At 66.9% G+C, this 23,967-nt stretch carries 25 protein-coding genes; 7 read left to right on the top strand and 18 right to left on the bottom strand.

Annotated elements, in window-relative coordinates; genetic code table 11:
• Positions 1-21 precede the first annotated feature (21 nt).
• On the top strand, positions 22-1,218 hold the full coding sequence (locus tag KF796_17080; GenBank protein ID MBX3588349.1) for a mandelate racemase/muconate lactonizing enzyme family protein: 1,197 nt from the start codon (positions 22-24) through the stop codon (positions 1,216-1,218).
• A gap of 1 nt (position 1,219) precedes the next feature.
• Here KF796_17080 and KF796_17075 read toward each other — a convergent pair whose 3' ends face one another.
• Both KF796_17075 and KF796_17070 read right to left on the bottom strand, forming a co-directional pair.
• Positions 1,220-1,882, bottom strand: a complete 663-nt coding sequence (locus KF796_17075) for an NAD(P)H-binding protein (GenBank protein MBX3588348.1) — start codon at positions 1,880-1,882, stop codon at positions 1,220-1,222.
• Positions 1,791-3,527 (bottom strand): DEAD/DEAH box helicase, encoded by a 1,737-nt coding sequence (locus KF796_17070; GenBank protein ID MBX3588347.1) that lies wholly within the window; start codon positions 3,525-3,527, stop codon positions 1,791-1,793. The genes KF796_17075 and KF796_17070 overlap by 92 nt, the downstream gene beginning before the upstream one ends.
• Positions 3,528-3,810: 283 nt before the next feature.
• Between KF796_17070 and KF796_17065 the strand changes: the two genes are divergently transcribed.
• From KF796_17065 to KF796_17055, 3 genes are read left to right on the top strand one after another with little or no spacing between them, the layout of a single operon-like run.
• On the top strand, positions 3,811-6,009 hold the full coding sequence (locus KF796_17065; protein MBX3588346.1) for a DUF1631 family protein: 2,199 nt from the start codon (positions 3,811-3,813) through the stop codon (positions 6,007-6,009).
• Between the two features lie 57 nt (positions 6,010-6,066).
• Positions 6,067-7,728: an energy-dependent translational throttle protein EttA gene (gene ettA / locus KF796_17060; protein ID MBX3588345.1), complete on the top strand. Its 1,662-nt coding sequence runs from the start codon at positions 6,067-6,069 to the stop codon at positions 7,726-7,728.
• Between the two features lie 12 nt (positions 7,729-7,740).
• Positions 7,741-10,038 carry a DUF1631 family protein gene (locus KF796_17055; protein ID MBX3588344.1) on the top strand — a complete coding sequence of 766 codons (2,298 nt, stop codon included), beginning with the start codon at positions 7,741-7,743 and terminating at the stop codon, positions 10,036-10,038.
• On the opposite strand, the gene KF796_17050 is transcribed toward KF796_17055, so the two are convergent.
• Both KF796_17050 and KF796_17045 read right to left on the bottom strand, forming a co-directional pair.
• On the bottom strand, positions 10,028-11,383 hold the full coding sequence (locus tag KF796_17050) for a C4-dicarboxylate ABC transporter substrate-binding protein (protein MBX3588343.1): 1,356 nt from the start codon (positions 11,381-11,383) through the stop codon (positions 10,028-10,030). The two genes, KF796_17055 and KF796_17050, sit on opposite strands and share 11 nt — an antisense overlap.
• A 46-nt stretch (positions 11,384-11,429) precedes the next feature.
• Positions 11,430-12,446, bottom strand: coding sequence for a P1 family peptidase (locus tag KF796_17045; GenBank protein MBX3588342.1), 1,017 nt, complete (start codon positions 12,444-12,446; stop codon positions 11,430-11,432).
• 176 nt (positions 12,447-12,622) lie between these two features.
• Between KF796_17045 and KF796_17040 the strand changes: the two genes are divergently transcribed.
• Both KF796_17040 and KF796_17035 read left to right on the top strand, forming a co-directional pair.
• Positions 12,623-13,180 (top strand): hypothetical protein, encoded by a 558-nt coding sequence (locus tag KF796_17040; protein ID MBX3588341.1) that lies wholly within the window; start codon positions 12,623-12,625, stop codon positions 13,178-13,180.
• A gap of 15 nt (positions 13,181-13,195) precedes the next feature.
• Positions 13,196-13,777, top strand: coding sequence for a hypothetical protein (locus KF796_17035; protein MBX3588340.1), 582 nt, complete (start codon positions 13,196-13,198; stop codon positions 13,775-13,777).
• A 20-nt stretch (positions 13,778-13,797) separates the two neighbouring features.
• Here KF796_17035 and KF796_17030 read toward each other — a convergent pair whose 3' ends face one another.
• From KF796_17030 to KF796_16990, 9 genes are all read right to left on the bottom strand, one after another.
• Positions 13,798-14,091: a copper-binding protein gene (locus KF796_17030; GenBank protein ID MBX3588339.1), complete on the bottom strand. Its 294-nt coding sequence runs from the start codon at positions 14,089-14,091 to the stop codon at positions 13,798-13,800.
• A 12-nt stretch (positions 14,092-14,103) separates the two neighbouring features.
• Entirely contained in the window at positions 14,104-14,553 is a 450-nt protein-coding gene (locus KF796_17025) for a DUF411 domain-containing protein (GenBank protein MBX3588338.1), read from the bottom strand.
• Positions 14,554-14,570: 17 nt separating this feature from the next.
• Positions 14,571-15,065 (bottom strand): cupredoxin family protein, encoded by a 495-nt coding sequence (locus KF796_17020; protein ID MBX3588337.1) that lies wholly within the window; start codon positions 15,063-15,065, stop codon positions 14,571-14,573.
• A gap of 26 nt (positions 15,066-15,091) precedes the next feature.
• Positions 15,092-16,516 (bottom strand): copper oxidase, encoded by a 1,425-nt coding sequence (locus KF796_17015; GenBank protein MBX3588336.1) that lies wholly within the window; start codon positions 16,514-16,516, stop codon positions 15,092-15,094.
• Positions 16,517-16,544: 28 nt separating this feature from the next.
• Positions 16,545-17,966, bottom strand: coding sequence for a TolC family protein (locus KF796_17010; protein ID MBX3588335.1), 1,422 nt, complete (start codon positions 17,964-17,966; stop codon positions 16,545-16,547).
• On the bottom strand, positions 17,963-18,301 hold the full coding sequence (locus KF796_17005) for a hypothetical protein (protein ID MBX3588334.1): 339 nt from the start codon (positions 18,299-18,301) through the stop codon (positions 17,963-17,965). The genes KF796_17010 and KF796_17005 overlap by 4 nt, the downstream gene beginning before the upstream one ends.
• 123 nt (positions 18,302-18,424) lie before the next feature.
• Positions 18,425-18,829 carry a hypothetical protein gene (locus tag KF796_17000; protein ID MBX3588333.1) on the bottom strand — a complete coding sequence of 135 codons (405 nt, stop codon included), beginning with the start codon at positions 18,827-18,829 and terminating at the stop codon, positions 18,425-18,427.
• 37 nt (positions 18,830-18,866) lie between these two features.
• Positions 18,867-19,205 carry a DUF3703 domain-containing protein gene (locus tag KF796_16995; protein MBX3588332.1) on the bottom strand — a complete coding sequence of 113 codons (339 nt, stop codon included), beginning with the start codon at positions 19,203-19,205 and terminating at the stop codon, positions 18,867-18,869.
• A gap of 44 nt (positions 19,206-19,249) precedes the next feature.
• Positions 19,250-19,912 carry a cation transporter gene (locus KF796_16990; protein MBX3588331.1) on the bottom strand — a complete coding sequence of 221 codons (663 nt, stop codon included), beginning with the start codon at positions 19,910-19,912 and terminating at the stop codon, positions 19,250-19,252.
• A 35-nt stretch (positions 19,913-19,947) separates the two neighbouring features.
• On the opposite strand from KF796_16990, the gene KF796_16985 reads away from it, so the two are divergent.
• Positions 19,948-20,418, top strand: coding sequence for a Cd(II)/Pb(II)-responsive transcriptional regulator (locus KF796_16985; GenBank protein MBX3588330.1), 471 nt, complete (start codon positions 19,948-19,950; stop codon positions 20,416-20,418).
• 36 nt (positions 20,419-20,454) lie between these two features.
• Here the strand turns inward: KF796_16985 and KF796_16980 are convergent, their stop codons facing one another.
• The 5 genes from KF796_16980 to KF796_16960 all read right to left on the bottom strand — a co-directional run bounded on the left by KF796_16980 (position 20,455) and on the right by KF796_16960 (position 23,932).
• Positions 20,455-20,727 (bottom strand): hypothetical protein, encoded by a 273-nt coding sequence (locus KF796_16980; protein ID MBX3588329.1) that lies wholly within the window; start codon positions 20,725-20,727, stop codon positions 20,455-20,457.
• A 13-nt stretch (positions 20,728-20,740) separates the two neighbouring features.
• The gene (locus KF796_16975; protein MBX3588328.1) at positions 20,741-21,685 is read right to left on the bottom strand and encodes a glycerophosphodiester phosphodiesterase; all 945 of its coding nucleotides are present in this window, start codon (positions 21,683-21,685) and stop codon (positions 20,741-20,743) included.
• A gap of 181 nt (positions 21,686-21,866) precedes the next feature.
• Positions 21,867-22,595: an amino acid ABC transporter ATP-binding protein gene (locus KF796_16970; protein MBX3588327.1), complete on the bottom strand. Its 729-nt coding sequence runs from the start codon at positions 22,593-22,595 to the stop codon at positions 21,867-21,869.
• Positions 22,596-22,600: 5 nt separating this feature from the next.
• On the bottom strand, positions 22,601-23,242 hold the full coding sequence (locus tag KF796_16965; protein MBX3588326.1) for an amino acid ABC transporter permease: 642 nt from the start codon (positions 23,240-23,242) through the stop codon (positions 22,601-22,603).
• Positions 23,243-23,254: 12 nt separating this feature from the next.
• The gene (locus KF796_16960; GenBank protein MBX3588325.1) at positions 23,255-23,932 is read right to left on the bottom strand and encodes an amino acid ABC transporter permease; all 678 of its coding nucleotides are present in this window, start codon (positions 23,930-23,932) and stop codon (positions 23,255-23,257) included.
• Between the last annotated feature and the right edge of the window lie 35 nt (positions 23,933-23,967).

Raw genomic sequence — 23,967 nt, 5'->3', positions numbered from 1 at the left:
GCGGCTTTCAAGGCAAGTCTCATGAAAATCACGCAGCTGGAAACCGTCCGCCTGGGCGAATTTCCCAACATCGTCTGGGTGCGTCTGCATACCGACGAAGGGCTGGTGGGCCTGGGGGAAACCTTCATGGGCGCCGCCGCCGTGGAGGCCTACCTGCACGAATGGGTGGCGCCGCGCATCAACGGCAAGGACCCCCTGGCGATCGAGGCGCGCAACAAGGACATCACCGGTTACCTCGGCTGGCGCGGCTCGGGTGTGGAGACGCGCGGCAATTCCGCCGTGGACATCGCGCTGTGGGATATTTTTGGCAAGGCCGCCAACATGCCGGTGCACACCGCGCTGGGGGGCAAGAGCCGTGACAGCATCCGCATCTACAACACCTGTGCGGGCTACCAGTACATCCGCAGCAACACCAACCAGACCTCATCCAACTGGGGGCTGAAAAACGACGGCGGACCCTACGAGGACCTGCAGGGCTTCCTGCACCATGCCGACGAGCTGGCCGAGTCGCTTTTGTCGGAAGGCATCACGGCCATGAAGATCTGGCCATTCGACCCGGCGGCCGAACGCAGCGATGGCCAGTACATCAGCCCTGCCGATCTGGACCAGGCGCTGGAACCCTTCCGCAAGATCCGCCGCGCGGCAGGCAGCAGGATGGACATCATGGTGGAGTTCCACAGCCTGTGGCGCCTGCCCATGGCGCAGAAGATCGCGCGTGCGCTGAAGGAGTTCAACACCTTCTGGCACGAGGACGCGATCCGCATGGACAGCCTGGACCTGCTCAAGCAGTACGCGAAGGACTGCGACGCCCTGATCTGCGCCAGCGAAACGCTGAGCTACAAGTGGGGGTTCAAGGACTACCTGCAGACAGGCGTGGCCGGCGTGGCCATGCTCGACCTGAGCTGGTGTGGCGGCCTGACCGAGGCGCGCAAGATCGCTGCCATGGCCGACGCCTGGCAGTTGCCCGTGGCGCCGCACGACTGCACCGGGCCGGTGGTCTGGGCGGCCTCGACGCACCTGTCACTGCACGCGCCCAACGCCCTGATCCAGGAAAGCGTGCGCGCGTTCTACACGGGCTGGTACCGGGAACTGGTGACCGAGCTGCCACGCGTGGAAGGCGGCATGGTCAGCCTCAACAGCAAGCCCGGGCTGGGGCTGGAACTGCTGCCCGACCTGCACCAGCGCGCCGACGCCATCGTGCGCGTGAGCCGGGCCTGAATCAGTAGTTCTGCAGTTCGCCCGACAGCACGGTGTGCACGCCAGCTGGCCCGTCACGCATGCCCAGCAGCAAGGCGCTGGCCACCTTGCGCACGTCGATGGAGCGGTAGTTGGCGGGAATCAGCGGCTTGAGCCAGGTGGACACCTGCAGCGCCAGCGTTTCGCCCGGGCGCAAGGGCTGGCCCAGATTGCTGCGGTCACCTGCCAGAAAGGAAGGGCGTGCAATGACCAGGGTCGCAAAGCCCATGGCGCGCAGTGCGTCCTCGGTTTCGCCCTTGACCCGGTTGTAGAAGATGCCCGAGCTCGCGTCGGCGCCCATGGCGCTCACCACTCCCAATTTTGTAGCGCCATGTGCCCGTGCAGCCTGGGCTACAGCCAAAACTGCCTCAAAATCCAGAGCGCGGAACGCTTGCTGGCTGCCCGCCACCTTGATGGTGGTGCCCAGAGCGACAAAGGCCTCGTCCACGCGTGGTAGCGCGGGCAAGGCCTTGAAATCCACCCGATGCTGGGTGAGCTTGGGGTGTTGAAGTGGCAGTTCCCGGCGGCCCAGGCTGTGGACCGCCGCGACAGTGTTATCGGCTAAAAGACCGGCCAGGATTTCCCGGCCCACGAGACCCGTAGCCCCCGCCACCAGAACGGTTCGAGCGGCCCCCGCCGCCGCCACGGCGTCCGCTGCCGGCCATGCTGTCGATGCTGGTGCGCATGGGATCGGGCTGGCCTCCGTTGCCGTTGGCGGGTGCGCGGTTTTCATTGCGCCGATTGTGCAGGTTTGTCCGCAGCGGGTCCACATTGCGCGGAATGCCTTCGTCACGTCCGTCGAAGTCATCGTCGCGCGGTGCGGCGTGGCGCGGTTGCTGGTGCTGAGGCGCGCGTGCCTGCTGGGCCGGGCGCTGCGGTGGACGCGGGCCGTTGTTGCGGCCGCCGCCCCCGCCCCCGCCATTGCCGCCGCCATGGCCCTGGGCCCCGGCGCTGCGCGGCTTGGCCTGCTGGCCGCCGCGGCCGCCGCCTGCGTTGCCGCCGTTTGCCTTGTTGTCGCGGATGCGTTGCATCATTTCGGAGCGGGCGGCCTTGGCGGCCGCCGCCATCACTTCACGGCTGGGGGGCTTGCCGGCTCCGCCCCAGATGGTCTGGCGGCCCATCGCAATCGGCTCGGCGCGTTCGCCGGGTTCGGGGCCAAAGCCCTCGATCACCTTGACCTCGATGTTCTGCTTGGTAAAGCGCTCGATGTCCTGCATGAAGCCTTCCTCGTCCAGGCAGACCAGGCTCACGGCTTCACCGCTGGCGCCAGCGCGGCCCGTGCGGCCGATCCGGTGCACGTAGTCTTCGCTGATGTTGGGGATTTCGTAGTTCACCACGTGGGGCAGTTCGTCGATGTCGATGCCCCGGGCGGCGATGTCGGTGGCCACCAGGGCCCGGATCTCGCCGCTCTTGAAGCCGGACAGGGCCTGGGTGCGGGCGGCCTGGCTCTTGTTGCCATGCAGCGCCATGGCCTCGATGCCATTCTTGGTCAGGAACTCGGCCACGTTGTTGGCGCCGAACTTGGTGCGCGTGAACACCAGCACCTGGCTCCAGTTGTGTTCCTGGATGATGTGGGCGAGCAATGCCTTCTTCTTGCCGCGGCCCACGGGGTGCACCGTCTGCGTGATGCGCTGCACCGTGGTGTTGCGCGGCGTGACCTGGATGCTTTGCGGGTTGCGCAGCAGGTTGTTGGCCAGGTCCCGGATTTCGTCGCTGAAGGTGGCGGAAAACAGCAGGCTCTGCTTTTCCTTGGGAACCAGCGCGAGGATTTTCTTCACGTCATGGATGAAGCCCATGTCCAGCATGCGGTCGGCTTCGTCCAGCACCAGGATCTGCACGGTGGACAGGTCCAGCATGCCCTGCTGCTGCAGGTCCAGCAGGCGGCCTGGGGTGGCCACCAGGATGTCAACGCCCTTCTTGAGCTTGCTGATCTGCGGGTTCATGCCCACGCCACCGAAGATGACCGTGGACGACAGCTGCAGGTACTTGCCGTACTCGCGCACGGACTCTTCCACCTGGGCGGCCAGTTCACGCGTGGGCGTGAGCACCAGCATGCGGATGCCGGTGCCGCCAAACTTGTTCTGGGCGCTGCGGCTCATGCTGAGGCGGTGCAGGGCGGGCAGCACGAAGGCTGCGGTCTTGCCCGTTCCGGTCTGGGCGCCGCCCAGCAGGTCGTGGCCTTCGAGCACGGCGGGGATGGCCTGGGCCTGGATGGGGGTGGGGGTTTCGTAGCCCTGCTCGCGCACGGCTTTGAGAATGGCGGGTGCCAGTTTCAGTTCGTCAAAATTCATGATGAGGTGCCCGTTCCGGGGCACTGGGAATCAGCCTGTTTCAGCGTGTAACCGCTGAGCCAGTCATAGGCAGATGGGATTCAGGGGTGACCAGGAATCGCAAGATCCGGGTCCCAGCAGGTTGCTGGTGTTGCCCGCAACTGGTGGCGTTCAACAGGCCCTATTGTCGCACGTCTGCCGCGGCTGCGTTGACACCTTCACAACATCGCACCATTCAGGGACGCCAATTTGGCGATGCCACGGTGCGCCCGGACCATAATTGCAGTCCACGCCCGCATTGAACATGGCCAAGTTCCTGAAGCTCAGACTCGGGGTTTCCGATGACCCCACCGCATTGCAGCCGTCGTTGAGCGACTGCATGGAAGCGGTGATTCTCCACGCCGAAGCCCTGATGGCCGACGTCCTCAAGGGGCTGGAAGCGGCCGTGTTGCAAAACGGCCCGAGGCGCAGTGCCGCCCTGCAGTCACCGGCAATCCGGGTTGCCGTGCAGGCCCTGATCGGCCGCGCTCCCGAAGTCACCGCGCAGTTTCGTGCCGAGCTCAGCCGCGAGGTCTATCACAGCGGTGGCAAGGACGACAACAGTGGCGAGGTGCTGCGCTTTGAAGACCTGAAGCTTTTCGAGGACGCCGACCTCGACCAGAGCATTGAAGTGGCGCGTGCCCAGCAGGAGGTGTCGCTGGCCGTGGACGACGTGCTGCCGGGGCTGGACTCGTTGATCAGCACGCTGCTGGGGTGGCGGACCATCCAGCCGGGCCTCAATCCGCTGCGGCCCGAGGTGTTTGTGCGCGCCCTGCAGTCCTGCCTGGCCCAGCAGGTCACCGAAGCCACGGTGCGGGAGTCGCTGATCACGCCCGCCGCGGGCCTGCTGGGTGTTCATCTGCAGAAGATTTACCGCGAGATCACCGACTGGCTCAAGTCCAGCGGCGTGGAGCCCGCGGTGCCGCTGGGGGGCAAGGTCAACAAGGGCCAGGCGGGAACCTCGGTGGTGTCGGACACCATGGCCAAGACGCTGCTCACGCTCGACAAGCTGCGCAAGCTGCTGTCGGGCGACTTTGATCCGCAGGCACCCAAACGCGATTTCCTGCACACCGTGCCCGCTTCAATGGTGGCGCTTCAGGACCTCAAGCAGGTGGACGTTCTGGTCAAGCGCCTTGAGCAGCGTGCCAAGGAGGAGCCTCCCGCGACCGAGGCCGCGCCGTCCGCCAGTCCGCTGCAAAGCGACGAGCCGCCCCGCATGGGCCACCAACTGGGCGCCGAGGTGGTTCGCCTGATGTTCGACAACCTGGACCATGACGCGAGGCTGTTGCCACCGCTCAAGCGCCAGTTGCGTGCGATGGAACCCGCCGTGTTGCGGCTGGCCCGCGAAGACTCCCGGTTTTTCAGCGACCGCACCCATCCCGGGCGCCAGTTGCTCGATGTGGTGGCCCAGCGCAGCCTGGCCTTTTCTTCCGAATCGCATGAGGGCTGGCGCCGGTTCATGGAGTCGGTCGACGATGCCGTGCACTGGCTCTCCGGCAAGGTGGTGGACGCCGACGTGGTGGGCGAGCTGATTGATCACCTGCAGGCCGAATGGAACCGCCAGGACCAGAACATTCATGCGCGCAACGCGGAGGCAGCCCGTGCGCTGGCCCATGCCGAGCAGCGCAACCTGTTGGCGCAGAAGCTCGCGGGTGATTTCGAGCAGGCCATGGAAGGCCTGGAGATTGCCGACTTCGTGCGTGATTTCCTGCGCGGCTCCTGGTCGCAGGTGGTCGCTGACGCCCGGCTGTCCAGCCCCGATGGTCCGGATGATCCGTTTGGCTACCGCGCGCTCGTGGACGACCTGATCTGGAGTGTGCAAAGGAGCACGGCGCGGCGCGGTCGCACCAAGCGGCTGGCGCAGATGATTCCGGGCCTGCTGGCCAAGCTGCGTGAGGGCCTGGAGCGCATCAGTTACCCGCCGGAACTCAGCAGCCGGGTGTTTGACGGGCTGGGCGCGCTGCACCATGCTGCCTTGCAGGAAGGGCGTGACGAGGAAGATCAGGCCATTGCCCAGGCGGCGGCGGACGCGGCCGAGGCAACCCCCAGCCAGTTCACGGACAGTGGCCTGGAAGGCGTGGAACCCTGGCTGGCCGGCCACGAAGCCCAGGATTCGGGCTACGTGGGCAGCGACTCGGTGATGCCCGAGGATGTCGGTGCGGCCGAGCCCCTGCCCGAGGCCTTGCCCCTGGCCTCCGCGGCGGAATTGCGCACGGGGACCTGGGTCGAGCTCATGGTCAACGGGCAGTGGCTGCGGGTGCAGCTCACCTGGGCCAGCCCGCATGCCACGCTGTTCATGTTCACCTCGCCTGCCGGCACGGCGCACTCCATGTCGCGGCGCACGCTGGAGCGTTTGCGCGGCCAGGGCCTGATCCGCGTGGTGGCGGATCGCCATGTGGTGGACGAGGCGCTGGACCAGGTGGCCAAGGCCGCATTGCGCAACAGCATGTCCAGCAAGCCCTGATTCCGGGGCATGGCCTGATAATCAAGGGTTTGCACAACCGCAACCCCAGAAAACCCAATGGCCCAGTACGTTTACACCATGAACCGCGTCGGCAAGATCGTGCCGCCGAAGCGGCAGATCCTCAAAGACATTTCCCTCAGCTTTTTCCCCGGCGCCAAGATCGGCGTGCTCGGCCTGAACGGTTCGGGCAAATCCACACTGCTCAAGATCATGGCCGGCGTGGACACCGAGATCGAGGGCGAGGCCACGCCCATGCCTGGCCTGAACATCGGCTACCTGCCGCAGGAGCCGCAGCTCAACCCCGAGCACACGGTGCGCGAGAGTGTCGAAGAGGCCATGGGCGAGGTCTTCGCCGCCAAGGCCAAGCTCGAGGAGGTCTACACCGCCTATGCCGAGCCGGACGCCGACTTCGACGCGCTGGCGGCTGAACAGGCGCGGCTGGAGGCCATCATCGCCACGGCCGGCACCGATTCCGAGCACCAGCTCGAAATTGCCGCCGACGCGCTTCGCCTGCCGGCCTGGGACGCAAAGATCGGCGTGCTGTCGGGCGGTGAAAAGCGCCGCGTGGCGCTGTGCCGGCTGCTGCTGTCCAAGCCCGACATGCTGCTGCTCGATGAACCCACCAACCACCTGGACGCTGAATCGGTGGATTGGCTCGAGGTGTTCCTCAAGCGCTTTTCAGGCACCGTGGTGGCCATCACCCACGACCGGTATTTCCTGGACAACGCCGCCGAATGGATCCTGGAACTGGACCGTGGCGCGGGCATCCCCTGGAAGGGCAACTACAGCACCTGGCTGGAGCAGAAGGGCGATCGCCTGGCCAAGGAGCAAAAGAGCGAAGAGGCCCACGCCAAGGCGCTGAAGAAGGAACTGGAGTGGTCCCGCCAGAACCCCAAGGCACGCCAGGCCAAGAGCAAGTCCCGGCTGGCGCGGTTTGAGGAACTGAGCGACATCGAATACCAGAAACGCAACGAGACCCAGGAAATCTTCATCCCCGTGGCCGAGCGCCTGGGCCAGCAGGTGATCGAGTTTCACAATGTTTCCAAATCGTTTGGCGACCGGGTCCTGATCGACAACCTGAGCTTTTCCGTTCCTCCGGGCGCCATTGTGGGCATCATCGGCCCCAACGGCGCCGGTAAATCCACGCTGTTCAAGCTGATCAGCGGCAAGGAAAAGCCGGACAGTGGTGAAGTGGTGATCGGCTCCACCGTCAAGATGGCTTTTGTGGACCAGCACCGCGATGACCTGGAGAACCAGAAAACCGTCTGGGAAGATGTGTCCGGCGGGCTGGACATCCTGACCGTGGGCAAGTTCCAGATGGCCAGCCGGGCCTACTGTGGGCGCTTCAATTTCAACGGAGGCGACCAGCAGAAGCGGGTGGGCACGCTGTCGGGTGGCGAGCGCGGCCGGCTGCACCTGGCCAAGACGCTGATTGCGGGCGGCAATGTGCTGATGCTCGACGAGCCATCAAACGACCTGGATGTCGAGACCCTGCGTGCGCTGGAAGACGCCCTGCTCGAATTCGCGGGCTCCATCCTCGTCATCAGCCACGACCGCTGGTTCCTCGACCGCATTGCCACCCACATCCTGGCCGCCGAGGGTGACAGCCAGTGGACCTTCTTTGACGGCAACTACCAGGAATACGAGGCCGACAAGAAGCGCCGCCTGGGCGAGGAAGGTGCCAAACCGAAGCGGGTACGCTATAAAGCGCTGAAGTAGGGGGATACCAACATGCCAGCGCCCGCCAACCAGTACGAAGCCCCGTTCAAGGCCTGTATCGGGGAGGCAGCCCGGCGTGGCAAGCATTTGATGGAGCGCCTGGTGGACCAGGCGCTGCAGTCTTCACCCCAGCACGCCTCGCTCGCTGGCGACACCGACGAGCGAACGGCCCAGCATGAGGCCGCGCGGCTGCTGCTGCAATACCGCCCGGTTCTTTGCGGGGAGTTCCCTCAGGCCCTGCTGGCCGAGTTCGCGCAGGCCATTGCGGGCGCTGGTGACAAGGCCGCGGCCAAGGGCCTGAGTTTTGATGCCCTGGAACTCATGGGCGATGACCAGGTTCAGGAGCGGGTGGAGCAGGTGCGGGCCCAGCAGGCGGCCTCGCAGGCCGTCGAGGCCGAGCTGGGCGAACTCAACGCCCTGGTCTGCGCCGCCCAGGGCCTGAAGACGGTTCAGGCTGACCGCAACCCCTTGCGTCCCGAGATTTTTGTGCGCGCGCTTGGCACCGTGATTGCGGCAACCGGGGTCGCCGCCAGCGTCCGGCTGCGCTGGATGCAGTATCTGGGAGAGGCGTTGGGCCCCGAGCTGGCCCGTGTCTATGCCGACTTGTCGCTGTTGCTGCGTGGTCAGGGTGTCGAAGCCGCGGGCTTCAACGTGATTCATGCGCCTGAGTCGGTGGCGGCGCCCCGCCAGGGCGCAGGCGTGACCGGCCCGGCCAGCGAGCCCGCGCGCCATCCCGCCGATACCCTGTTGACCGTCACGCAGTTGCGACGCCTCTTGTCCGGCGGCTATGACGCGGGGCGCGAATCGTTCGATGCGCGCTTCACGCGTGAATTCGAGGCCGGCGGACAAAGCATCGCACGCCCCGAGTTCTCGCCCACGGTGCCGGCGGCCTTCGAAGCCTTGCAGGAAATGAAGCAGGTCGACCAGGTCATGCAGCGCCTGGCCGATCGGCGGGCCGCGCAGCCCGGGAGGGCCATGCCCGCGGACGGCACGGACCTGCGCGCGCAGTTGCGGCAACAAGCCAGGGGCACCGGACAGGCGCTCGGGCTGGAGGTGGTGGGCTTGATGGTGGACAACATCGCGTCCGATCCCCGGCTGTTGCGCGAGGTGCAGCAGACCGTGCGCGACCTGGAGCCCGCGCTGCTGCGCCTGGCCTTGATCGACCCCCGTTTTTTCAGCGACAAACGCCATCCCGCCCGGCGGCTGCTGGACCAGTTCACCGGCAAGAGCATGGCCTGGCCAACCGCGGATGCAGCCGGCTTTGCCGCCTTTCTGGAGCCGGCCCGGCAGGCGGTCCAGGCCCTGCTGACCACCGGGAAAGAAGGGGCCGAGCCCTTCGCGTTTGCCCTGCAGTCGCTGGAGGAAGTGTGGGACGAGCAGTCCCGTCATGAGCGCCGCAAGCGCGAGAAGGCCGTGCAGGCCTTGCTGCAGGCGGAGCAGCGCAACTTGCTGGCCGAGAAAATAGCGCGCGATCTGCGCCGTCGCGCCGAGACCGCCGGGGCACCGCGCGGCATCGTTTATTTCGTCGCGGGGCCGTGGGCGCAGGCGATTGCGCAGGCACGCCTCACCGATCCGCAGGGTCGGGCGGATCCTGAAGGCTACGAAGATCTGGTCACCGACCTGCTCTGGAGCGCCATGCCCGAAGTGGCGTCGAGCAATCCGGCCCGTCTGGCCCGCCTGATCCCCGGCCTGCTGGCCAAGTTGCGCGAAGGACTGGAGCGGATTGGCTATTCACGCTCCAAGTCGAACCGCTTTTTTGACGAGCTCATGGCCTTGCATGCCCGAGCCGGCAGGGCGGCCGCTGCCCCGGTGTCTGCGCCGCTGGATGCACGGGCCCGACTGGAAGCCCAGTTCCGCGAGGCGGACGAGGCCGGCCTCTGGCTGGCGCCATCGGAGGCCCAGGACTCCGGGTTCCTCGAAACCCAGCCTCCTGCCTCCGTCGTGCCCCGCCCCTTGTTCGAGGCCACGCAACCCGGCTTTGACGACACGCGGATTGAGACGGAACCTCGGGCTGAAGAAGCCACCGCTGCTGCGCCCACCGTGGTGGGCCAGATCGAACCCGGCGCCTGGGTGGAACTGCGCATGGACGAAGGCTGGGTGCGCACCCAGCTGACCTGGGCCAGCCCGCACGGCACGCTGTTCATGTTCAGCAATGCCGAAGGCGTGAACCATTCCATGACGCGCCAGTCCATGGACCGGCTGGCGGCCAGCGGCAACCTCAGGGTGTTGTCAAATCAGGCGGTGGTGGAGGGGGCGCTGGACGCGGTGGCCCAGGCGGCCCTGCGCAACAGCGTGGACTTCACGCTCTGAGCAGCTTCTTGCGCACCAGGTGGATGTTGCTGCGAAGCGCATAGAGCTCGTCGGTATAAGACAGCGGCACACTGATCCGGCCGGCCTTGCTGTCCATCGCATCAAGTTCCTCCAGCAGCTGGGGAGCGAGCGACGGCTCGGCCTCCCAGCGGCCCTCGATCTCGCGCAACTGCCCATACCAGCGGAACACGCGCGAGCGGATCCGGAACTCGTACAGCGGCGGTACGATGCGCGACAGCGGCAACAGGATCGCGATGATGATGCCCAGTGCCAGCCACATGCGTTCCACCAGGTTGGCCATCCAGAATGACAGCCAGCGTTGCAGCAGCGGCGGCCCGCCCTTGATGGCGCGTTCGGCTTCCTGGGCCAGCGGAAACTCGGTGTGCTGGGTGGTCGGGAAGGCGCCGGCCCGGTTGAACCACCCTGCCGATCCGTGCAGGTCACGCGCGGCCAGCGCGAACAGCTGCAACAGCGCGGGGTGCGTGCCGTCGCGCGCCAGCAAGGCGGTGGTGGATGCCACCAGACGGACGTTTTTCGGCGGCTGGTCCTGAGCCAGATCCACCACGCCGCGTGGCAACACGGCGGGCGTGAGGAAAGGGAAGCGGCGGGAATAGGCTTCACTCTGTGCGAAGTCCATGAGCTTGATGCCGGGCGTCTGCAGCAGCATCTGCACCATCAGCGACTCCGGGGCCGAGGCAAAGACGATCGCGTCCAGTTCTCCGCCGAGAAACGCCACCGTGGCTGGCGTCTGCCCGAGCTCCGACAGGTGCACGGCCTGGGGGTCCATGTGGTTGGCCTCGAACAGCCTGGCCATCAAGGTCGGCACACCGCTGCCTGCGGTGCCCACGTTCAGGCGCAGGCCCTGGAGCTGGGTCAGCGAGGTGAGGGTGCCGGCCTCGCCCGCTACCGGGCCTTTGGCCCCCTTCTCTTTGGGCATCTTCTTCGCGGCGTCCTCGCGGTAGAACAGCCAGACCGGTTCCATGAACAGGCTGCCCAGGGACTCGATGCCGCTTTCCGCCTCCTGCGCGGGGTCGACGCTGCCCCCCTGCACAAAGCCCAGATCGGCCTTGCCGGCGCGAAGCAGCGCCAGGTTGGCGGATGAGCCCTCGCTGGGCAGCAACACCACGTCAATGCCATTGGCCGCCAGCGCCTTCTTGTAGCGCTTGCCGAATTCGTCGTAGGCACTCTGGGCCGGTCCGGTGGCCAGTGTGACCCGCCGGGGCGGTGTCGGGTCCAGCCAGAAATAGGCCAGGACAAGCAGGCCCACCGCGAGCAGGGCCAGAGGCCCCGCGGAGATCAGCAGGTCGCGCAGCGAGAGCAGGGTGTGGCGGATGGCTTGTGGCATGGACCCCTGATTCTGCGTGATGGCGCGACTCGCGGGTTGGTGCGGCTCACAGGTCGCGCGCGGAAGGCAGGTGCAGCGCACCCACCCTGAGGCCCCGCGCCGCGAGCACGGCGCGCACCACGGCGCGTGCCGTGGCCTCGGCCGCCAGGGCGCCCAGCACCATCATGCCGGGGTGCTGGGCGACACGCCCGGTGCCCAGGGCAAACAGCGTGTCGCCATCGCTCATGGTGTGGACCGGGTTGATGCTGCGTGCCAGGCCATCGTGGGCCATCTGCGCCAGTTTGGTGGCCTGTATCTTGGTGATGACCGCGTCGGTGGCAATCACCCCGATGGTGGTGTTGGTGCCGGCCAGCAGGGGCTTGGGTGTGTCGCCCCGTAGCAGCGCGCGGCGGGTGTCCAGCAGCCGGCGGCCGTTGGCCGTCCGGGCGCCCGCCACCACCTGCGCGGTGTCAGGGTCGATCACGTCGCCGAGGGCATTGCAGGCAATCAGCGCTCCCACCGTCACACCGCCGGCCGACACCGACGCGGTGCCGATCCCGCCTTTCATGGCACGGTCGATGCCGAAAATCTTGCCCACGGCGGCGCCAGCGCCAGCCCCCACATTGCCCTCGGCGGGGCGGCGGGTGGAGGCTGCCTCGCAGGCGGCATACCCCGCATCGGCGTCGGGCCGGATGCGGGCATCGCCCACCAGCAGGTCGAACAGCACGGCCGCGGGCACGATGGGCAGGCGCCCCACGCGCACGTCAAAGCCCACGCCGCGCTCTTCCAGCCAGCGCATCGCGCCGCTGGCGGCGTCCAGGCCCCAGGCGCTGCCGCCGGCCAGCATGATGGCGTGCACCTGGTCGACCAGGTTGACCGGTGACAGCAGGTCGGTTTCACGCGTGCCGGGAGCGGCGCCGCGCACGTCCACCCCGGCCACCGCGCCTTCGCGGGCCATGACCACGGTGCAGCCCGTGGGCCGGCGCGGGTCGGTGAAGTGACCGGCTTCAATGCCGGCTACATCGGTGATGGCGCCCGCCTTGGCGCGGCGGGCAGGGGCAGTCGGGGTCGGGGACAGGGGCATGAATGGATTATCCGTTCGTGTTTCAAAACTGACGAAGGCAAGAAGGCGTAACAGCCTCGCCGCCAAGCGGCTTTGTCCTTCAATCGGGGGATGCCAGGCGGGCGGGACATCCCTACACTGCGACGGAAACAGGCCGTGCGCTGGATTCGCGCACGGCGATTTTCGGGGAAGGTGACATGTTGACCGATGAACAGTTCAAGCGCGGCGTCGAAAACTGCGATGGCCAGGTCAAGCCCTGGTGCCAGAACCAGCTCGTGGATGGCCGTGTCTACATGCACAAGGGCGCCTGCGCCCAGCTCGCGGCCGCGTGGATGCGCAATGAGAAGTTCATGGCTTTGGGCCAGCAGGTGCCCGGACGCCAGGACACCACCGAGGAAGTGAGCTGGATGTGCGAGCAGAAAAACAAGGGCAAGGACGTGATTGATGAGTTCCTGCGGGCCAACGGGCTCAGGAAGGACTCTGGCCAGATCCTGTTCAGCCGTCATTTCAACCTCACGGCCGTCATGCACTTCATTCGTGCCCAGAAGGCCTACTACTTCATGGGGTCGGTGGGCGGTGACTCCGGACACGGGATCGCATTCAACACCTGCAAGCCGATTCCCAGCATGTTCGACCCCAACTACGGGGAAGCCCGCTTCCGTTCGCTGGACGGGCTGGAGCGGCTGTTCCTGGCGTTCTGGCCCCGGGCCTACCCGGACCTGCAGTCGCAGGGCCTGGTGCAGCGCTACCGTTGAGCAAGGAGCCGCGCGATGCCGGTCAAAGACCTCCCGACCCCTGACAAGGCCTATCTGCGGCTGATCTGGAAAAACACATTGGAGAACCTTGTGTTCTCATCCCACGGCATCTGGCGCCCGGGCAAGGAAGGGATGACGCGCGTCAACTACACCTACCACTGGTATACCCAGCCGAACACGGTGCTGTCCGGCAGCGCCTACAAGAGCCAGCTGGCCAGCATGGGCGCGGCGGCGCCGGTCGACAGCTTTGGCCCCGGCAGCGGCGAGGTGGCCAACATGCTGCTGGTGCCTCTGGAAGCGGGCCTGTTCAAGTGGACCAACGAAACCTTTGCCGATGAAAAGATTCATGGCGAGAACCCCACCAACCTCTCCTTGCTGACCTTCTTCAAGAACACCGTGGGCGTGCAGGCCATGACGCTCAAGATGCTGGACAGCCAGCTCCTGCCGTGGCTCAAGTACCCCTTGGGCCGGCCCGTGCACATGGTGGTCTGCCGGTCCCTTGAGATGAACCACGTGGTGCCCGTGGTGACCCACAACGTGGTGGTGATGGCGAGTTTGCCAAGCCCTTTCGACAGCATCACCAACGACATGCTTTGAATGCCGCGAACCGCGGGCGTTCAGTTCCCGGCCTTCTCCAGGCGGGTCACGACCATGGCGCCCTTGTCCTGCTCCACATGGACGCGAATCCTGTCACCCACCGCCATCTTGTCGAGCATGGCTGGGTCTTTCACCTTGAACACCATGGTCATGCCAGGCATGTCGAGGTTCCTGATGGGGCCGTGCCTGAGGGTGACCTTGCCGTTGTCCTTGTCGATCTTGCGAACCTCGGCGTCGGTCATGTCATTGGCGGTCTGGGCCGTTGCCAGTGCTGATGTGAATGTCAACAGCAATGCAGGAATGAGTTTTTTCATGGGGTGCTTCTTTCAGGGGTAGGTTTGATAGACCGTGGTGCGGCCGTCCGAGGCGACCAGCAACACGTCAAAACGATCCTTGCGTCCGCCATAGGCGGGGCCGTCCATGCCGGGCGAGCCGACGGGCATGCCGGGAACGGCCAGGCCCAGCGCCCGGGGCTTGTCACGCAGCAGGCGCCGGATCTCGCGGGCCGGCACATGGCCTTCGATCACGTAGCCGCTCACCCGCGCGGTGTGGCAGCCGCCCAGGGGCTCGGGCATGCCGAGGCGTTTGCGCATTTCGGTGTTGCCGCCGCCGTGAACCTTCACCCGGAAGCCGTGACTTTCCAGGTGAGCGACCCAGTCGTTGCAGCAACCGCATTGGGCGTCTTTCCAGACCTCCACAGCGACTGGGGCGCTGGCATGGATCCCGCGGGTGAGCGGCGTGGCCATCGCAGCGATGAGAAGTGTTCTTCTGAGCATGGGGTTTCCTTTCGGGTTCAACGGCCGGCGACAGTGATCTTGCCCACCATGCCGGCCTGGTAGTGGCCCGCGATCAGGCAGGCAAAGTCAAACTGGCCGGCCCTGTTGAAGGTCCAGACGATCTCGCCGGTCTTGCCCGGCGGCACATGGGCCATGTAGGGTTCGTCGTGCTCCATGCCCGGGAACCTGACCATCAGTGCGGCGTGTTCGTCCAGGTCCTTCCTGTTGCCGATGACCAGTTCATGCAGCAGCCGGCCCTTGTTCTGGATGACCAGCCTGACGGTCTCGCCCTGCTTCACCTCGACCTTGTCGGGCGTGAGGCGCATGTTGTCGCCCATGCTGAGCCGGATGGTCCGCCTGACGGCTTTTGCGTCGCCGGCAATGCCCCATTCCTTTTGTTCCTTCCTGACGGGGCCGGCCCTGGCGGCGTGAGGCTCGTCGCCGTGCGCCACGGCAAATGGGCTGGCGCCCGCCACCAGCGTGGCAAGCAGAAGAGGGGTGAGTTTTTTCATGGTGATGTCCCGGGGTTGTGATGGGGTTAGTGCTGCATGCCGGCCATGCCCTTCATGACGGGCTTGCGGACCTGCACTTCCACTTCTTTCATCGGCATGTTCTGCGCCTTCATGGTCTGCCCGCCCTCGGCCGCGAAGCGCTTCGGGTCGGGCAGGGCGCCCGTCCATTCGTAGGCCTGCGTGCCGGGGGGCTGGGCGTACCAGCCCGGGTCCTTGTAGTCACCCGGCTTCTGGTCCTTGCGGACCTTGAGCATGGAGAACATGCCGCCCATTTCCACCGAACCGAACGGGCCCTCGCCGGTCATCATCTTCGCGGTGTTGTCGGGCAGGGGCATGTCCATGTCGGCCATGTCGGCCATGCCGCGCTCGCCCATCACCATGTAGTCGGGAATGACATTGGTGATGTCGCGCACGATCTGGCGGTGGTCCACCCCGATCAGCGTGGCCACATCGTGGCCCATGGCGTTCATGGTGTGGTGGCTCTTGTGGCAGTGAAAGGCCCAGTCGCCCTCCTCGTTGGCCACAAACTCCACCTGCCGCATCTGGCCCACCGCCACGTCGGTGGTCACCTCGGGCCAGCGGCTGGCTTTTGGCGTGGGCCCGCCATCGGTGCCCGTCACCGTGAACTCGTGGCCATGCAGGTGCATGGGGTGGTTGGTCATGGTGAGGTTGCCAAAGCGGATCCGCACCTTGTCGTTCTGGCGCACCACCAGCGGATCAATGCCGGGGAACACCCGGCTGTTCCAGCTCCACAGGTTGAAGTCCAGCATGGTCATGATCCTGGGCGTGTAGGCGCCGGGGTCGATGTCGTAGGCGTTGAGCATGAACACAAAGTCCCGGTCCACCTCGTCGATCAGCGGGTGCTTGCCCCTGGGGTGGGTGACCCAGAAGCCCATCATGCCCATGGCCATCTGCGTCATCTCGTCGGCATGCGGGTGGTACATGAAGGTGCCCGGGCGTCGCGCCACAAATTCATAGACAAAGGTTTTGCCCACGGCAATGGCCGGCTGGTTCAGGCCGGCCACACCGTCCATCCCGTTGGGCAGGCGCTGGCCATGCCAGTGCACGCTGGTGTGCTCGGGCAGCTTGTTGGTCACGAAGATGCGCACCCGGTCACCCTCCACCACTTCGATGGTGGGGCCGGGTGACTGGCCGTTGTAACCCCACAGGTGGGCCTTGAAGCCGGGCGCCATTTCGCGCACCACCGGCTCGGCCACCAGGTGGAACTCCTTGACGCCGTTGTTCATGCGCCAGGGCAGGGTCCAGCCATTGAGCGTGACCACGGGGTTGTAGGGCCGCCCGGTGGCGGGCATCAGCGGGGCCATGGTGTCGGGTTTCGTCTGGATCACGGGCTCGGGCAGGGCCGCCAGGGCGACGCGGCTGACCGCCGCCGCCGCCACGGCCGTGGTGATGGCCCCGGCACCCGTGAGAAAGTTTCTTCGGTTGTTCATGGGAGTTCCGTTGTTGGGGGGGAAGGGCTCAGTGGCCGGCACCGGCTGCGCCGCTGCTGTTGCGGGTCATGCCCATGAGGTCCATCGTGGTGGGCTTGCCGGTCATGGACGCGGCCAGCGCCGCGTCGGCCAGCCAGAACTGCTGTGTGGCGTTGATGGCCGCACTCACGCTGGCGATCTGCTCGTGCGTGTCGGCCAGCAAGGCGAACACGTCGATCAGCATGCCGTTGTAGCGCAGCACGTTCTCCTCCGCCATGCGCTGGCGCAGCGGCACGATCTCGTCGCGGTAATGGCGGGCCACGTCCCAGGCCGTGCGGTAGGCCGAGTAGCTTTCGCGCAATTGCGAGGAGGCGCTGCGCACCGTGGCTTCGTAGCGGTTGGCGGCAGCCAGCGACTGCGCGGTCATGGCGTCGCGCCGGGCCGACCCCCAGTCGAACACCGGCAGGCGGATGCCCAGCTCATAGCCGCGACGTGGCGTGCGGGTGCCGGTGGCGTTGTCAAACACGGTGTCGCGGCGGATGCCCAGCTCCACGTCAACGAGGCTGTTCAGCAGGTTCAGCCCTTGCGACTTGCCCGCCGCATCGAGCTGCACGCGCGCCATCTGAACGTCCAGGCGTTGGCTGGCCGCGGTGGCGCTGACGCGTTCGGGAGCCAGCGGCGCCTTGGGCAGGTCAGGCAGGCGCCCGGGCAGTTGCAGCCGCGCGGTCTGCTCGTCGGTCAGGCCCAGCAGGCGCACCAGTTCCTCGCGCGCGGTGGTCGCGGCATGCTGGCTGGACGCGAGCTGCGCCGCCGCATCGGCGTAAAACGCCTGCTGGCGCAGGCGCTGCAGCTTGTTGAAGTTGCCCACCTGCTGCATGCGCCGGGCCAGTTCGGCGCCGGCCCTGGCCGCGTTGTTGGTCTGGCCCGCGTAGTCCAGCGCCTGCTGCGCCGCCACGGCCCGTACCCAGCCCTGGCGCACCTGGGTGACCTGATCGACCACGGTGGCGCTGAGCTGCACTTGGGCCTCAGCCGCCTGGCTGCGGGCCAGTTCAAGCCGCCGCGGCAGGGTCAGGAGGTCGAGCAGGCCAAACGACAGCAGGCGCCCCAGCTCGAGTTCATCGCCCGTGCGCACGCGTTCGAAGGTGAACACCGGGTTGGCGATGCGCCCCGTCTGGCTGGCCGCTGCCAGATCCGCCCAGCCCTGCGCCAGCAGGGCCTGCAGGGCCGGGCCGTTGGCCAGCGCCAGCTGCACGGCGTCGTCCTGGCTGAGCGGCCTGGCCAGCAGGTCGTTGGCAAGTTTCTGGCGCGCCAGGGCCTGTTCATGCGTGCGGCTCAGTTCCAGCTTGCCCTGGGCGAACGTGCTGGTCCGGGCATTGGTGTCCTGCAGCGCCTGGTCGAAGTTGACCGAGGCACAACCCGTCAGGATCAGGGCTGCGGCGGCCACCGCGCCAAGGCGGATGCGGGGGCTCATGGCCTGTCCTTTTCCGGCATGTGGTGCCCGGCATGGGGGTCAGGTGCCACGGGGCTGCCGGGCGCGGCGGGCTGCTGCGCTTCCCGGGCGTAGGCGCGCCAGCCGCCGATGCGCGCGGTCAGGTCGTTGGCTTCTTTCCAGTTGACGGTTTTTTCGTCCGTGTAGGGCTGGTAATCCTCCAGCGCCGAGCGGAAGGCGGGTGGCGCGGCAGGGTGCAGGGCGGCCTGGGCAGTGGCTGGCGGCGTGGGCGTCTGTGCCCGGGCCAGGCCCAGGCCAGCGGCCACGGCGAACCCGGCCAGCCAGAGAGGGGGGCGCGAAAGTGAATGGGATGTCACGGAAATCTCCTGAACGGCATGCAAGGCGACGGCTGGCGTCGCGGAATCCGGGCGTGGCAGCAGGGCTGCGGGGCGGCTCAGGCCGCGCCGGACGCAAGTACAGGCCCACTACGGGCCTGAGAGTCAGGAAATGGGCGGCTTGATGCCCAGCGCGAGGACGGCGCTGGCAAAAGGCTCGACGCGCATGACCGGCGCGCCGGGGTGGGCGGCCGACGCGGTCTGTGCCAGGGTCGGCACCATCAGCGCCACCGAATGACAGACCTGGCAGGCGACGCAGGTGCCGCAATCCACGCCGGTCAAGGCCTCGTGGGCCTGATCCGGATCCGCGGTCATGCCCAGGCAGTCCGCATGCGCCATGCCAACGGTTTCAGTGCCCATATGGGCTGGAGTCCAGGACTGGTGGCCACTGTGTGCTACGGTTTTTGTAGCGCCCAGCTGCTGCGTCAGCATCTGCGCGGCCATGACATCACCGGCCCAGACCCGCAGGGGCAGCAGGGCGATCATGACGATGAGGAGCCAGCGGCGCATGGCGGAATGATACGCCCGCAGTGCCTGAAGTTCCCCATCAGCCGCCGATGGCCTCGCTCGCCGCCCGGATGCAGCGGGCGGTGCCGGCATCGATGGCCATGGGCGTGAACGCGCTGACCCGCGCGCGCCCGGTGTTGCCCATGGGCAGGCGGCCCAGCAGGTGGCCCGGTGCGACCAGGGCGAGCCGCGCCAGCTGGCCCGCCACTTCGCGTGCATCACGGGTCTGCCAGGCCAGGACCAGCATGGCGGCATGGGCGCGCAGGTGCAGCGCCAGATCCCTTTGGCCCACGATGTGGGCGGCTTCCAGTTGCTGCCAGCGCTGTGGTGTGCCGGCATCTCCATCCCTGCTGGCCCGGACCAGCGCGTCGAACACCATGGCCCGCCGCCGCGGGTCAGCCGGCATCGGGAGGTCAGCCACCTTCATGCCGCTTCGCCTCGGGCCTGCCGCAGCTCGCCTCGCGCCTGAAGGAGCACGGACCCACCACCCCAGACCGCCAGCGCAGCCATCGCGCCGGCCACCGCCAGGTCGGGCCAGGCCGAGCCCGTGCCAAACACGCCGAGCGCAGCGCCCATCACCGCGATGTTGCCAATGGCGTCGTTGCGCGAGCACAGCCACACACTGCGCATGTTGGCATCGCCCTCACGGTAGGCATACAGCAGCGCGGCCACGCCGACGTTGGCCAGCAGGGCCACCACGCCGACCAGGCCCATGGTGAGAGCCTCGGGGGGCTGGCCGGACTGCAGCGCCCAGAGCGAACGGCCCGCCACCAGCAGGCCAAACACCAGCATGCTGGCGCCCTTGAGCAAGGCGGCGCGGGCGCGCCAGAGCATGCCCATGGACAGCACGGCCAGTGTCACGCCATAGTTGGCCGAATCGCCAAAAAAGTCGATGGCGTCCGCCAGCAGCGACACCGAGCCCGAGCGCAGGCCGCTGGCGATCTCGACGAAGAACATGGCGGCATTGACGATCAGCGCGATCCACAGGATGCGCCGGTAGCGCGGGTCGGCCGCCGCCGCGGGCGGGGCGTCGTGATGGTGGTGGCAGTGGGCAGACAAGCGGTTTCCTTTCGTTCTCGATGGCATCATTGGAAACCTTACAGTCACTTCAAGGTCAAGCCATGCCTGCTCCAAGTCCCTTGCCGTCGAATGGTTACCGCATCGGAGAGGCCGCGCGTGGCAGTGGCGTGAGCAGCGCCAACATCCGCTACTACGAAAAGCAGGGCCTGCTGGCGCCGCAGGCCCGGGGCGACAACGACTACCGGCTCTACAGCGACCAGGACGTGCACCAGCTGCGCTTCATCCGCCTGTGCCGGGCCATGGACATGTCACTGGACGAAGTCCGCACCCTGCTGGGGCTGGACCTGCGGCGCAAGGCCGACTGCGCCCGGGCGAGCCAGGCGCTGGACGAACACCTGGGCCATGTGCGCGAGCGGCTGGCCGAGCTGCGTGCGCTGGAAAAAGACCTGCAGGCGCTGCGCAACCGCTGCGACGGCAGCGATGCACGCTGTCACATCATCGAGGCGCTGCACGAGCGGGCCGATGCCTTCCGGCCGCCGCGCCGCGCTGCGCGGGTCACGCGGCACGTGTAGCAGAGGCTGGGTGTGCCTGTCAGGGGCAGGGGTGCATCAGGCGCGGGCGAGCTGGTCGCGCGCCTTGTCGATCCACAGCTGCAGGTTGTCCAGCAGGCCGCTCTGGCTGAACGAGCAGCTTTCCTCGCTGAACAGCGCGCTGGACTCGAGGCGGTCCAGCAGGTCGGCCAGCACCAGGCCGTAGCGGGGCGGCAGGCTGTCGAGCAAGGCCTGTTGCCCGCGTGCGCGGGCGCTGAAGGGCTGCACGCCCAGGCTGCCGGCGCGCAGCGCGGTCAGGGCGGTCTGGATGTCGTCAAGCGCCTGCGTCATGCCGGCACGGCCTTCAGTTCTTCAGCGCCCGGGGCAGGGGCAGGCCGCGCTTTTGCATCAGTTCGCGCAGGCGGTCGGGGTAGTCGGTGATGAGGCCGTCCACGCCCCATCCCATGAGGCGCTCCATGTCGGCGGGGTTGTTGATGGTCCAGGGGATGACCTTCAGGCCCAGGCCCTGGGCCTCCTTGACCAGTGCCTCGGTCACGGCGCCGCCATTGGGCGACCACACGGCCCCGCCCGCGGCCTTGACCATGCGCGGCACGCTGCCATGGTCGGCGATGCGAAAGCCCGCGGTCCAGGCGCCATCGCGGATGTTGTCGGTGTTGGCGGTCTGGATGCTCAGGTACACCGTGGGGATGCCGGGCTCGAAGCCCTGCACGATCTGCAGCGTGCGCCAGTCAAAGCTCTGGATGGTCACGCGCTTGAGCATGCCCGCTTCGCGCACCACGTTGAGCAGCGCGCGGGCCATGCGCTCGGGATTGACGGTTTCCTCGGGCTGGGCCGGCGAAATCTTGGTTTCGATGTTGAAGTGCACGTCGGTGCCCCCCAGCGCCTTGACCCGCTCGAACAGCGCCGCCAGCGTGGGAATGCGGGTGCCGTCAACCGGTTGCTGCGTCGCAAAGGTCCTCGCATAGGCGCTGTCGGGGTTGATGCGTCCCACGTCGTAGGTCTGCAACTGGGCCAGCGTGAGCGAGCGGATGCTGGGGCCCTTGGCGCTGAGCCAGTGGCCCGAGGCATCGCGCGTGAGCGCCGGGTCCAGCGAGGGGTTGTGCGAAATCACCACCACGTTGTCGGCCGTCACCCCGATGTCCAGTTCCAGTGTGGTCACGCCGATTTCCAGCGCGCGCTCGAACGCGGGCAGGGTGTTTTCGGGCGCCAGTCCGCGCGCGCCGCGGTGGCCTTGCAGGTCCAGTGCCTGTGCCGGCACGGCCGCCAAAGCCATCAGTGAAAAAGCCATCCAGCCCGCGGCTCGCTTGCACAGGGCGCTATTGAAAAAAGAGCAATTTCGCCAGGGGGCGGAAGTTTCGGGCTGTGCGGTCATGGCGTGATTCTGCCGGACGCGGCGGGGATGGGCCAGGGTACGACGCGCCAGCCTTGCACCCGCCGGGGTTGCCGGTCATGCCCTGGCTGCGGCGCCCTCAATCGTTGAGCGAGGACAGGAACTGCTGCAGTTCGGGCGTCTGCGGGCTGCCGAAGATCTCGGCGGGCGGTCCCATTTCATGCACGCGGCCCTGGTGCATGAAGATCACGCGGTCGCTGACCTTGCGGGCAAAACTCATCTCGTGGGTCACCATGAGCAGGGTCATGCCCTCGTCGGCCAGGCTCTCCACCACGCGCAACACTTCGCCCACCAGTTCCGGGTCCAGCGCGCTGGTGATCTCGTCACACAGCAGCACGGCGGGCTCCATGGCCAGGGCGCGCGCAATCGCCACGCGCTGCTGCTGGCCGCCCGACAACTGGTCGGGTGTGGCGTCAAATTTTTCACCCAGGCCCACGCGGGCCAGCAGCTTGCGGGCCTGCTCGGCCGCCGCCGCCGGGTCCTTCTTTTTGACCAGGGTTGGCGCCAGCATGATGTTGCGGCCCACCGTGAGGTGGGGGAACAGGTTGAAACTCTGGAAGATCATGCCCACGCGCTGGCGCAGCTCGCGCATGGCGGCGGGGTTGTCATACAGCAGCTTCTTGCCGTCCACCGAGAGCGCGCCGTCCTGGAACTCTTCCAGTCCGTTGATGCAGCGCAGCAGCGTGCTCTTGCCCGAGCCGCTCTTGCCGATGATGGCGATGACCTCGCCGGGGGTCACTTTCAGGTCGATGCCCTTGAGCACTTCATTGGCGCCATACGACTTGCGCAGCGCGGTGATTTCCACGATGGGGTTCATCGCATCTTCCTCTCGAGGGTTTTGGCGTACAGGCTGATCGGAAAGCACAGCGCAAAGTACAGCAGGGCCACGCAGCTGTAGACCAGAAAGGGCTTGAAGGTGGCGTTGGTGATCATGGTGCCGGCCTTGGTGAGTTCGATGAAGCCGATGACCGAGGCCAGCGCCGTGCCCTTGATCACCTGCACCAGGAAGCCGACTGTCGGCGGGATGGCAATGCGCGTGGCCTGGGGCAGCACCACGTAGCGCAGCTGTTCGCCAAAATTCAGCGCCAGGCTTTGCGCGGCCTCCCACTGGCCCTTGGGGATGGCCGCCACGCAGCCACGCCAGATTTCGGTGAGGAAGGCACTGGTGTACAGCGTCAGCGCCACCGAGGCCGCCACCCAGGCCGATGTCTTGACGCCAAACAGCGCGATGCCGAAATAGGCCAGAAACAGCTGCATCAGCAGCGGCGTGCCCTGGAAGAGCTGCACATACCCGCCCACCAGCCGGTCGGCCCAGGGCGATCGGGTCAGCCGGGCCACCAGCAGGGCCAGACCCACCAGCCCGCCGCCGATGAAGGCGATCAGTGACAGCACCACCGTCCAGCGCGCGGCCAGCAGCAGGTTGCGGAAGATGTCCCAGACAGAAAAATCAACCATGCGGGACTCCGTTCACCGTGAACCTGTCGAACGGCCGAACAGGAAGCGCGGGCCCAGCCAGTTCAGCAGATGGCGCACGCCCACCGACAGCGCCAGGTAGATCGCCGTGGCAATGATGAAGGCTTCAAACGCGCGGAAGTTGCGGCTCTGGATCAGGTTGGCGGCGTAGCTCAGTTCCTGCGTCGAGATCTGGCCGCAGACCGCCGAGCCCAGCATCACGATGATGATCTGGCTCACCAGCGAAGGCCATACCTTCTTCAGCGCCGGTGGCAGCACCACGCGCATGAACACCTGGGCCCGCGTCAGCGCGAGGCTGAGCGCCGCCTCGATCTGCCCGCGCGGCGTGGCCTCGATGCCGGCGCGGATGATCTCGGCCGCATAGGCCCCCAGGTTGATCACCATGGCGATGATGGACGCCGCCTCGGGCGAGAGCTTGACGCCCGCCGCCGGCAGGCCAAAGAACACGAAGAACAGCTGCACGATGAAGGGCGTGTTGCGGATCAGCTCCACATAGGCGCCGGCCAGCCACTTGAGCCAAGTGGCGCCATGCACCCGCGCCCAGGCGCAGGCAATGCCCAGCGCCACGCCGATCACCGCCGAAATGGCCGTGAGCCCCACCGTCCAGGCCACGCCCTTGACCAGCAGCGGCCACTGGGCCAGCACGGCACCGAAGTCGAGTGTGATGTTCATGGGAAGCCCCGTTCGCCCTGGAAACCCCGTTCGTC

This window comes from Ramlibacter sp. (genome assembly GCA_019635435.1).
Classification (GTDB): Bacteria; Pseudomonadota; Gammaproteobacteria; order Burkholderiales; family Burkholderiaceae_C; genus JAHBZM01.
The sequence above is the reverse complement of the archived record's forward strand: the minus strand, read 5'-3'. Positions and strand labels throughout refer to the sequence as shown.